Source organism: Protofrankia sp. CiP1_Cm_nod1 (assembly GCF_920888515.1).
In the GTDB taxonomy this organism is placed as follows: Bacteria; Actinomycetota; Actinomycetes; order Frankiales; family Frankiaceae; genus Protofrankia.
In genome coordinates this window covers 1-8,932 of the sequence record NZ_CAKKTM010000005.1, presented here as the reverse complement: position 1 = coordinate 8,932, position 8,932 = coordinate 1, and the positions used below count along the sequence as shown (strand labels likewise).

Annotated in this window: 8 protein-coding genes and 1 pseudogene; 4 read left to right on the top strand and 5 right to left on the bottom strand. The window is 66.9% G+C overall.

Annotation, left to right across the window (positions count from 1 at the left end; translation table 11 throughout):
* The 4 genes from NBX02_RS00445 to NBX02_RS00430 all read right to left on the bottom strand — a co-directional run.
* On the bottom strand, positions 1-1,804 hold a 1,804-nt coding region (locus NBX02_RS00445), incomplete at its 3' end, for a toll/interleukin-1 receptor domain-containing protein (protein WP_250289488.1).
* 507 nt (positions 1,805-2,311) lie between these two features.
* Positions 2,312-3,592, bottom strand: coding sequence for an IS256 family transposase (locus tag NBX02_RS00440; protein ID WP_250286199.1), 1,281 nt, complete (start codon positions 3,590-3,592; stop codon positions 2,312-2,314).
* A gap of 344 nt (positions 3,593-3,936) precedes the next feature.
* Positions 3,937-4,251, bottom strand: coding sequence for a type II toxin-antitoxin system RelE family toxin (locus tag NBX02_RS00435; protein ID WP_250286201.1), 315 nt, complete (start codon positions 4,249-4,251; stop codon positions 3,937-3,939).
* Entirely contained in the window at positions 4,251-4,532 is a 282-nt protein-coding gene (locus NBX02_RS00430; RefSeq protein WP_250286203.1) for a type II toxin-antitoxin system Phd/YefM family antitoxin, read from the bottom strand. Before NBX02_RS00430 ends, NBX02_RS00435 begins: the two co-directional genes overlap by 1 nt.
* Before the next feature lie 486 nt (positions 4,533-5,018).
* Between NBX02_RS00430 and NBX02_RS00425 the strand changes: the two genes are divergently transcribed.
* The 4 genes and pseudogenes from NBX02_RS00425 to NBX02_RS00410 all read left to right on the top strand — a co-directional run bounded on the left by NBX02_RS00425 (position 5,019) and on the right by NBX02_RS00410 (position 6,473).
* Positions 5,019-5,261: a CopG family ribbon-helix-helix protein gene (locus NBX02_RS00425; RefSeq protein WP_250286205.1), complete on the top strand. Its 243-nt coding sequence runs from the start codon at positions 5,019-5,021 to the stop codon at positions 5,259-5,261.
* Positions 5,255-5,599, top strand: a complete 345-nt coding sequence (locus tag NBX02_RS00420) for a type II toxin-antitoxin system PemK/MazF family toxin (protein WP_250286212.1) — start codon at positions 5,255-5,257, stop codon at positions 5,597-5,599. The genes NBX02_RS00425 and NBX02_RS00420 overlap by 7 nt, the downstream gene beginning before the upstream one ends.
* A 173-nt stretch (positions 5,600-5,772) precedes the next feature.
* Positions 5,773-5,991 (top strand): annotated as a pseudogene (locus tag NBX02_RS00415) (ArsR family transcriptional regulator); the annotation flags it as partial.
* A complete protein-coding gene (locus tag NBX02_RS00410) occupies positions 5,991-6,473 on the top strand; it encodes an SRPBCC family protein (protein WP_250286210.1) in 483 nt (160 codons plus the stop codon). The pseudogene NBX02_RS00415 and the gene NBX02_RS00410, both read left to right, overlap by 1 nt.
* Before the next feature lie 120 nt (positions 6,474-6,593).
* Here NBX02_RS00410 and NBX02_RS00405 read toward each other — a convergent pair whose 3' ends face one another.
* Entirely contained in the window at positions 6,594-8,330 is a 1,737-nt protein-coding gene (locus NBX02_RS00405; RefSeq protein WP_445548175.1) for a protein kinase domain-containing protein, read from the bottom strand.
* Between the last annotated feature and the right edge of the window lie 602 nt (positions 8,331-8,932).

The window sequence follows — 8,932 nt, the reverse complement described above, 5'->3', positions numbered from 1 at the left end:
GGCCCAGGTCTTGCAGCGCCCCCGCCAGGTTGTTCAGGTCGGTGGAGACCTCCGGGTGGTCGGGGCCGTAGACGGCCTCGTCGATCGCCAACGCCCGTTCGAGCAGCGGCAGCGCCGCAGCCGGTTGGGCGTGCTCGCGCAGGTAGGTTCCGGTCCGGTCACACAGCCAGGACAGACCATCGATCGCGGCGTCGGCGTCGGTGTGCCCAAGCACAGCGGTGACATGCGGCAGGTAGACCCGCCACACCGGCCAGGCATCCGGGTTCCGCTCGATGCCGGCGGGCAGGACGCCGCGCAGCAGCCGCACCAGGGTCCCGGCCCGCGCGATGCGGACCTCGCCGCTCATGGCCCGGCGGGTCGCGGCCTGCACCAGCCGGTGCACGTCCACCGTGTCCTGATCACGACGGGCGAGGCTGTACCCGACCAGCGCGCCGACCGTGCGCAACCACTCCGCCCGGTTACCGACCGCGTCCTTCAACGGCCCGTCGTCGAACCCGCCCGGATCCGCGAACAGACCCAGGAGGATCTTCTCCGGGTCGCACAACGCCCACAGTTCCAGCAGTTCCACCGCGGCCGGGCGCTCGCCGCGCAGATGCCGCACCGACAGGTCCCACAGCGCCGCGACGGTGACCCCCGGCCGGTCGGCGACATCCCCGTCGGCGAGCATGTCACCGAGCTGATCGGCGAGGAGATCGGCGTACTCCTCCGGTGGGGCGTCGGTCTGGTCGAGATAGCCGGCGGCCTGCTCGACCGCCAGCGGCAGATCCCCCAGCAGGGCGCAGATCCGATCCGCAGCCGTCGGTTCCAACCCCGGGAACCGGTCGGTCAGCATCCGCATCGCCTCGACCCGCGGCAGCAACGGCACGGTGACCGTTGCCCCGAGAGCGGTAAAACCCCGCCGCCGCGACGTCACCAGTAGCCGGCCCGCCCCCGGCGAAGGCCGAAGCCCCTTGAACTTCTTGAACGAGTCGGGGTCGTCGACGTTGTCGAACACCAGCAGCGACCGCGGCTTACCCGCCCACGCCGCGACCACCACGGCCGGCTCCGCTTCCACCGTCAGCCCCACCACCGCAGCCAACCCGGCCAGATACCCGTCGATCAGCTCCGGCTGCTCCGCCGGTACCCAGCCCACCCGGTCGAACGACTCGGCATGCCGGTGGATGTACTCGACCACAAGCGCGGTCTTCCCGACCCCGCCCATCCCCGCCAGCGCGGTCACCGCCACCGACCCCGCCGCGGTCAACCGCGTGTGTATCTCGTCGAGGAGCGTGTCACGGCCGACGAAATGCGCCAGCCGGGCCGGGACGCTCCCCATCGTCGGTAGATCCGGTGGGAACACCGGAGCTGCTCCCACCGCCGCGCCGACGACCGACCCACCAGCGGGTCGAGCACCCGGGAAAGCCGGCTCCGCATCCGGCGGGCCTGGTTGAAAGCCCGCGGCTTCCACCACCCGGTCCCGGGCCGTCTCCCGGTCTACCCCGAACAGATCCACCAACGCGATCGGACCCAGCAACCCCGGAGGGTCACAGTCCTCCACCCGGAACACCAGTAGCTTCCGCCCCCGACCAAGCGGATCATTCCGCCAGGCCGCGTACCACTCCGCTGATGCGAACCCCGACGCCAGATAGGCCGTGGACAGCACCGCTACCGTCCGCGCGGACGACCGGGCGGCCTGGTCCATCTCATGGACGAAATTCGACCCCGGACCGAAGTCCCACGCCTGGATCACCACCCGGTAACCGGCGGTTATCAACGTCCAGGCGATCCACTTCGCCCACGCCTCATCTTTCCCGGTGTAGGACACGAAAAAGTCAGAGCCGGTAACCTCACTGCCCCCCACGGTCACCCGCCCAGCATGCCATCATCACCCAACACGGTAGAAACCGGCCGATCATCCGCCGTCAGCCACGCCCGCCACACACGTCCGGCGTGATGACCCCGACGCCGGTTCGGGCATCGAGCAACGGATCTGACAGCAACCGCTGACAGCAACGTGCGCGAACAACGACGGACGATGGCGAACAGTGGGGGTCCGCCGACCTGACCCGGCAAACATCGACGGACCCCCACGAACACCACAAGCAAGACTTCTAATCCGGGGGTCCGTCGTCGAGCGCCGCGACGACCCGGCCGGTCCCCCTGAGGTCGGAGTCCGAGACGTGTAGCCAAGCATGTAGCCGAGCCTGCGAACGTCCACGGATGGCGGTAGACGCCGACGGAACCAGCGCCCAGGCCAGGCCGACTGCACGGACGAACCTGGACGTCGGCGGACGACGGGACTGTGTCGCTAATGGTGTTTCCGGCGGGTTGATCAGTAGGTCTCGGCGGACGGCCAGCGGTCACGGAACGTGATCGCAAAGGCGTCGATCACGGGCTTCCACCGGACCATCCACCGGGCGCGGCCGGCCCCGGTGGGGTCCAGACTGCGGGTCACAAGATACAGGCATTTCAGCGCGGCCTGATCGCTCGGGAAATGCCCACGGGCACGCACAGCCCGCCGATAGCGGGCGTTGAGCGACTCGATCGCATTCGTAGAACACAGCACCCGGCGTATCTCCACGTCGTAGTCAAGGAACGGAGTAAACTCCTCCCAGGCGTTACGCCACAGCCGGATGACAGCCCGGTATTTCCTTCCCCAGGTATCCTCAAACGCATCCATCGCCGCCGCGGCGGCGGCCGGGGTCGGCGCCGTGTAGATGGGCTTCAGATCGCGTTTCACCGCGTCGTGGTCGGCCCGCGAGGTCAGCCGAAAAGTGTTGCGGATAAGGTGAATGATGCACGTTTGCACGGTGGCGGCCGGCCACACGTTCTCGACCACCTCGGGCAGCCCTTTCAGCCCGTCACAGACGAGGAAGAAAACATCGCCGACCCCGCGGTTACGCAGGTCGGTGAGCACCGACATCCAGAACTTGGCACCCTCACCGCCGGTGCCCGCCCACAGCCCCAGGACGTCCTTGTGGCCGTCGACGGTGACGCCGATGGCAGCGTAGACGGGCCGGTTGACGACCTGCCCGTCGCGGATCTTCACGACGACCGCATCGATGAAGATCGCCACATAGACGCGGTCGAGCGGCCGGGACGCCCACTCGTTCATCTCCGCCACAACCCGGTCGGTGATCCGGGAGATGGTCTCCTTCGACACCGACGCCCCGTAGATCTCCTCGAAATGCGCCGAGATCTCCCCCGTCGTCAGACCCTTCGCATACAGCGACAGCACGATCTCGTCCACACCCGACAGGCGTCGCTGCCGCTTCTTCACGATCTGCGGCTCGAACGTGCCCGCCCGGTCCCGCGGAACCGCGATCCGCACCTCGCCAGCCGCCTCGGAAACAACCGTCTTCGACCGGCTGCCGTTACGGACGTTGGCCGATTCCCGCTCGACCGATGCCCGGTTCTTCTCGTGCCCGAGATGCCCGGTCATCTCTTCCTGGAGAGCCGTCTCCAGCACGGACTTCGTGAACAACTTCAACAGCCCGTCCGGCCCCGTCAGTGCCAGCCCACGCGCCTGCGCGTCCGCGACCATCGCCGCCGCGGCGGCCTGCTCCGGCGACAGCTGCCGCCCCTGATCACGATCAGTCTTCCGAGGGGTCATATCACCCAATGTCATCACTCACAGTGCCCATCCCGCCGGACCCGAGACCCGGCGTGTCGGGCCGGAAACACCGATCTTGAAACAGTCCCCGGACGACCCGGACCGACTTTGCAAGGCAGGGGTTAGGGGTTCAAGTCCCCTCGTCTCCACCACTCGCCGTAGCGAACCGCTGATCTGCGAAAACTGAACCGCCCTGACGAGTGGATCGCAACCTGCCGTTACCGCAACTTTCCTCATTCGATGGTCGTTGTGTAGTCAACCATGTGGTCGGGAGCGGCTCGCTCCAGCGCCGTGCGGAGGCGTTCAGGTGGGACGTGACAGATCTCGTGGCTCCTGGCGTCTCCCTATGCGCGGTAGGCGTCGCGGCGGTGGCGGATCGAGTGGGTCTCTACGGCACGGCTGGCTTCATCGATGCGGTAGATGATCCGATAGGTGCCACGGCGGGCCGAGTAGTACCCGTCGAAGGGTTCGTTGAGTGGCTTGCCCACTCGGGAGGGGCTGAGTGCGACTGTCCGGTAGACGGCCTCCGTCGCCGCGATCGCCACGTCCAGTGGAAGGTGCTCGCTGAGGTTTCGGCGAGCTTGCCGGGAGAACAGGACCGTGTACGGGCTGGGCTTCTCGGCGGCGCCTGCGTCGGCCTCCTCGTCGCTGGCGGCCATCAGGCCGCCCCGCGGCGGCGCTCCAGCTCGGCCCGGACCTCCTCCACGGCGAACGTGTCCCCTGTCGCGAAGTCCTCCCGCGACTGGCGTAGATCGGCCAGGGCCTCGTCATCGGAGAGCAGATCGAGCGTCTCCTGCATCGACTCGTACTCTGCCACCGAGATCAGCATGACGTCGGCCCGGCCGTTACGGGTGATCGTGAAGTGGTCGTGCTCCCGCGCTACCCGGTCGGCGAGCTCGGCGATCCGGGCCTTGGCCTGCGTGATCGAAATAGTCTCCATAGAGGTCAGAATAGTGACCGGTCTGAATCATAGCCAGAATACGGGTAGAAGATCGACTGGTGTCTGTCCGACGCACGGTAGCGCTGCAGCACTCGTGCGCCGACTGCCGGGTGATCCCGGGCACGGGGCCGGTCCCGGGCTGAGGAGGCTGCCGCAGTAGGAAGACAGTGAGGATGGCGACGTCGTCCTGGGGCGGGCCGTCGGCAGGTAGGGGTCCCGGCGTTCGATCTGCTTCCGTGACGACTTGTGGGGTGCCAGAAGCCGGCCTGGGACTGTGGCCCAGGGTGATGCTGATGTACGGCCTGTCGGGGCCGGAGGCACTGTTGCATTGGGCGCAGGCAGGATGCGGTGGATGCGCCGGACCGATGATCAGATCGCCAGGGCGAACTTGGTGAAGGCAGCCGTCAGCCGCTGGCGGGGTTCGGCGTCCGTGTCGAGTTCGTAGCGGCACGCGACCGCGTGGTCATACCCGGTTATACTAAGCGCATGAAGACTGCGATCTCGATCCCGGACGAGACGTTCAACGAGGCTGAGCGTCGCGCGGCCGCACTCGGCGTGAGTCGCTCCGAGTTCTTCACGACAGCCGCCCGTCGCTACATCCAGGAGCTCGACGCCCAGTCCCTGACTGAGCGTATCGACGCCGCTCTTGAGCTCGCGGGTCCCGACGACTCGTTCCAGGACGCGGTGCTCGCCGGCCGGCGAGCACTGGGCGACAGCGAGGGCTGGTGATCAGCCGTGGCGATATTCGCTGGGTCGACCTCGGTGAGGCGGAGGGCAGCCGCCCCGCGAAACGCCGCCCAGTGGTGGTCGTCCAGTCCGCGTTCTACAACGCGAGCCGGTTGGCCACAGTCGTCGCAGTCGTCATCACGTCGAATACCGCGCTCGCCACCATGCCCGGCAACGTCTTCCTCCCCGCCGCGGTGACCGGCCTACAATGCGACTCTGTGGCCAACGTGACCGCCATCGTCACGCTCAACAAGGACGAACTCGGGCACGCTGTCGGCGCTGTCCCGGAGAGCCTCATGCGAGACCTGGGCCGGGGGCTACGTCAGGTACTCGCGCTCTGACGTGTGCGGCAGTGTGCCGCCAACACCGCGGCGGGGCATCACCGCTCGGCACGGACGCCGAACCCCGCCAGCGGCTGACGGCTGCCTTCACTGAGCTCGCCCTGGCGATCTGACCACTCGTCCGACACAGGTCCACCGTGTCCCGGGGCGATGGGGAGACGGCGCTGCCGGAGGCCGGCCGCAGCCCGGTGCACCTCGAGGCGAAGGTGTTCGACCTGATGACCGCGTGGATCGAGCGGTACCGGCGGCAGGCCGAGGAGCGTTACCGACGCCTCGACGCCGTGCTGGCCGCCATGAACGACGACGCCGCCAGCATCACCGGCGTCACCGACATCACCACGAACAACGCCCGTGACGACGAACAGCCGACAAAGGAAAAGGAGACAGCCTGATGAGCACCATCGCTGCCGCCGTGATCGAAGCCGACCAGAACGTACCGATCATCCGGATCACCCGGGACTTCGCGGCCACCCCGGAACAGCTGTTCCGGGCGCACACCGACCCCGCCCTGTTCGCGCGGTGGGTCGGGCCGAACGGACTGCGGACCCGGATCGAGCACTGGGACGCCAGGACCGGTGGAAGCTGGCGTTATGTCGCCGAGCACGACGGCAACGAGTTCGGCTTCCACGGTAGTTTCCACGAGGTCCGCACCGACCGTATCGTGCAGACCTTCACGTTCGATGGTGAACCGGACGGCGTCGCGCTCGAGACGCTGCGGTTCGAGGACCTCGGCGACGGCCGTACCAGACTGCACGCCCAGTCGCTGGTGGACAGCTTCGACAGCCGGGACGCCTGGCTGCGCAGCGGGATGGAGAGCGGGGTCAACGAGGGCTACACCAAACTCGACATCCTGCTTTCCGCCGGTGGAGTCTGAGGTGGTGCTCCCCGGTGTCGCTCGTCCGCCGACCGGCCGGTGAGCGAGTGACACCGGCGGATCAGCGATACCTTCGACGAGCGAGGGAAGCCCCGGTGGTGGTCCGGGTTGCCGAACGGTCTACTCCCGCCATTGTTGCTGGGTGGTCTGGTTGCACTCCCACAGCTGCACCCTCGTGCCGTCCCAGCCGGCGTTGGAATCGGCATCGAGGCACCGGCCGTACGGGGCGCCCCATCCGTTCTGATAGGCGTTTGCCCCCGCGGTGTTACGGTAGTACCACCGTTGCTGGGCGAACCCGTTGCACATCCAGAGCTGTACCTTCCCGCCGTTACTGCCGATGGTGTTCGTGTCGGCGTCGAGGCACATCCCCGGCCACTTCACGCTGTGAATCAACGCTCCGGTATGCAGGTCGCCTTCGTAGTACCACTGTTGCTGGACGGATCCGTTGCACGTCCAGAGCTGGACCCTCGTGCCGTTGACGCCCTGATAGTTGATGTCGGCGTCAAGGCACATGCCCTGCCCGAAACGGTTGCTATGGAGGGTGATTCCGCCGGTAGCCACCGGAGCTGTCGACGTGTCCCGGCTCTGACCGGATTCTTCTGTCACGAAGGGCCTGGGCGAACCGGCCGCCTCGTCCGACGGTGCATTTCCTCCCGATGTGCGAATTATGAGCACGGTCGTGACCATCGCAAGCACGACCGCAGCGCACCCGCTGACAATCCACCACAGCCGTTTGCGGCCTGGACGCCCAGGCGGCTCGGGCGTGTCCGGTGCCGGCTGAGGAGGCTTGAATTCGTCTGGCGACGGACCGGATGATATGAACGAACTGAATAGTTTCAGCGATTTAGGCAGATCGGATGGTCTGGGTGGGGTGGCATCATAGCGGCTGAGATCCGCGACCACGGTGGGAGGCAGCCAGTTCTCGTCGATGCGCAGCCGCTCGTCGGTGGATGCCGCCCGGCACAGCTCGATCAGCTCCGCCGGAGTGGGGCGAGCTGTCGGATCCTTCTCCATGCACCGTTCCAGCACATCGCGGACCCGGTCCGGGCAGCTGTCCCAGTCGGGCTGCCCGTGCACGATCCGGTAGGAGACGGCAGCGTCTCCGCCGAACGGCAGCCTGCCGGTGATCGCATAGTAGGCGGTGGAGCCGAGGGAGAAAATGTCCCCGGACGTGCTCAGAGAGACTCCCTGAGCCTGTTCGGGAGCCATGAACGCAGGCGTGCCGATTCGAACCCCGGTCTGGGTGATCTTTGTTTGGGCGGCTTCGATTGCCCGGGAAATACCGAAATCGATTACTCGGGGGCCGTCCGCGGCAAGAATGATGTTGCTTGGCTTGAGGTCGCGGTGGATCACACCGGCGTCGTGGATGGACTGCAGTGCCTCCGCGACTCCGGCGATCAGCAGCAGGACGGTCTCCGCTGGCAGTGGTCCATGACGGGTGACGGTTACGGCGAGAGAGGGGGCTGCAATGTAGGCGGTGGCCAGCCACGGGCGTGGGGCGTGCGGGTCACAGGCGATGACCGGAGCGGTGTACAAGCCCAGGACCCGTTGGGCGATCTTCACCTCTTCTTCGAAGCGACGCCGGAACTCGGGATCGGTGGCGAGCCCCGGCCAGGCCACTTTGAGCGCGACCTGCCGGCCGCCGGGGGTGTGGGACAGGTACACAATCCCCATGCCGCCCTCGCCGATCCGGGCCCAGAGCGGATATGTGCCGATCTCGCGGGGATCCTCCGGGCTCAGCGGGGTGAACACCGGCTCCCGGCCTCGTCCCGCCTCATCAGGTGTGTTCGGCGGGTTCGGCTGTGGCATGTCTTCCCCCGGGACGGTGCGGTCCGTGTCCGGCGATGTGCTGGTCATCGCTTCTCCGTGTAGCTTGCTGTCCGTGACCATAACGGCATGAGTGGTAGTAATCAGCTCCAGCCACAACAGTATGCATTATTCCGGACACATGTCCGATTGGGTCCGGGGATGTCGACCATGCCGATTTGCGAAGATTGGTAGATTTTGCTCATTATCGGGATGAACTATCCTGATTTGTGGTGTTCGCGGCTCCAGCGGCCTGCACGGGCACACTGCGGGCGCGGCGTTCGAGGCCGTGCTCCGATGTGAAGGGAGCGCTGCGGGCGGGTCGGGGCGTAGATCGCCGTCGTGGCCGCCGTCGAGGCATGAGAGGGCCGGCGGGAAGCCAGCGGAGAGCTGCCCACCGTGCGCGGTGCCGGCGGGGCGCGAAGCTCCGTCGCTCCTTCCGCCGGCACCGCACGACAGAGGTTGGACTGCCGATGTCGTTGTTGAACCGCAGCGCTCAGCGCATGCGGGGAATTTCAGCGTGTGCAGGGGATGCTGAACGCGCCTTTGCTGGCGGCGGTGACGGTGTTGGTGCAGGAGACGATGTTGTGGGTCGTGGTGGGTTTGTCGATGTTGATGCCGTAGCCGGGACCGCGGACGTCGAGCTGGTTCCC